1 protein-coding gene and 1 pseudogene are annotated in these 1,454 nt (G+C 74.3%); both read right to left on the reverse strand.

Annotated elements, in window-relative coordinates; all coding sequences use genetic code 11:
- Positions 1-282: 282 nt before the first annotated feature.
- On the reverse strand, positions 283-1,038 hold the full coding sequence (locus AAHZ94_RS34000) for a bestrophin-like domain (protein ID WP_349997547.1): 756 nt from the start codon (positions 1,036-1,038) through the stop codon (positions 283-285).
- 129 nt (positions 1,039-1,167) lie between these two features.
- Positions 1,168-1,454: pseudogene (locus AAHZ94_RS34005) on the reverse strand (hypothetical protein); the annotation flags it as partial.

The following is a 1,454-nucleotide window of genomic DNA, read 5'->3' on the forward strand; positions in this document are numbered from 1 at the left end:
CCGTCGCGCCTGCCCGGGCGGAGGTCGCCGGGTGCTGTCCCGTCAGCGCCCGGCGCCCCCGCCACCTCGCGCCCCCGCCCCCCGCCCCCCCCCGGGCCGGGGGGGGGGGGGCGGCCGGGGCGGGTCGCTGCGGCGCGGCGGTCGGCGAGGATCGGTTCGGGGCGCTGTCGGGCCGGAGCGAGAACGCGCCGGGAGCGACAACGCTGCTGGGACGGGGGCTGGGAACGGGGGGCGGGGGGCTCGGAACAGCCCAGAGCAGGGACGGGGCGGAACGGGGACGGATCAGAGCGAGAAGAGGTCCGTGAAGGGGCCCGCCGCATCGCCCGCTGACCGGCCGAAGGGCGCGTCGAAGTCCCAGACCAGGAAGAGCAGGAACGCGATGAGCGCGCTGAACAGCCCGGCGAGCAGCAACTCGCGCTGTGAGCGGCGGATTTGCAGGGTGAAGATCAGACCGACGGTGACCAGTGCCCCGCCGACGAGACCGAACCACACCACGCCCGGCATCGTGTCGCCCACGCTCTGACCACGGGCGCCGCGGGCGTCGTCGACGACGGCGATCTGATCGGCCAACGGCTGGTACGTCTGCGCCATCCGCTCATCGCGCGGGGTGACCTCAAGGACGTGGTGGCGCAGCGTCTGGAGCAACGTGTCTCCGCGCTCGGTGAGTTCCCCCGTGTCGATCATGTGCGGGAACTCCTCGTCCACCACATAGCGGACGTACGCCCGCACATCTGCCCTGATCCGCTCCCGCTCCGCCGTGGGATACACGTGCACGCGCTCGCTCACCTCGTGCAGCGCCTGTGCCTCGGTGCGCACCGTGTCCTGGGCGGTGCCCTTGGCTTCCCAGACGCCGGCGATGGCGAGGCCGAGGACGATCGCGTACACCACGCCGATCATCATCGTCATGTACTCGATGACGTCCGGCGTTTCGGACGGGTCGTCGTCGTCACTGATGCGGCGCTGGTTGAGGAAGACGATGATCAGCACCACCGTGCAGGCGGCGGCCATCGCAAGGGCCAGCACCAACCATTCGGACATGGGTTCCTCCGGACGTGGACTGTGGGGTGGGCACCCCGGGGCGGGTGGCGTGCGCTCCGCTGCGGTCGCGGGCCGGCACGCTGCGGTGGCTCGGCGGGGCGGGCGCTCGGCCCACCCCGCCCCCTCGGCTCAGCGGCTTCGGCCTCGACCACGACCCGCGGACCGGCCGCGCAGGGCGGCGGCGGCCAGCACCGCGGGCGCGGTGAGGAGCAGGGTGAGGGTCACCGTGGACAGCCCGCCAGGTGGCTGGTGTCGGGCCGAGCGGTGGTACGCGCGGGGCTCGAAGCTCTGCGGTGTGGGGTGGGGCGTGTCCTTCGGACCCGGCCGCGGCGGCTCGCTCGCCTCCGGTACGGGCCTGGCCCGCGGGGGTACGGGGCGGGCCGGTGCCGGCGGGGCCGGTACGGCCGGCGTGGGCG

The organism is Streptomyces sp. HSW2009 (genome assembly GCF_040240285.1).
In the GTDB taxonomy this organism is placed as follows: domain Bacteria; phylum Actinomycetota; class Actinomycetes; order Streptomycetales; family Streptomycetaceae; genus Streptomyces.

Excerpts from the sequence above, each read along its gene's own strand:
- AAHZ94_RS34000 (WP_349997547.1), bottom strand. The coding sequence starts at position 1,038 with ATGTCCGAATGGTTGGTGCTGGCCCTTGCGATGGCCGCCGCCTGCACG.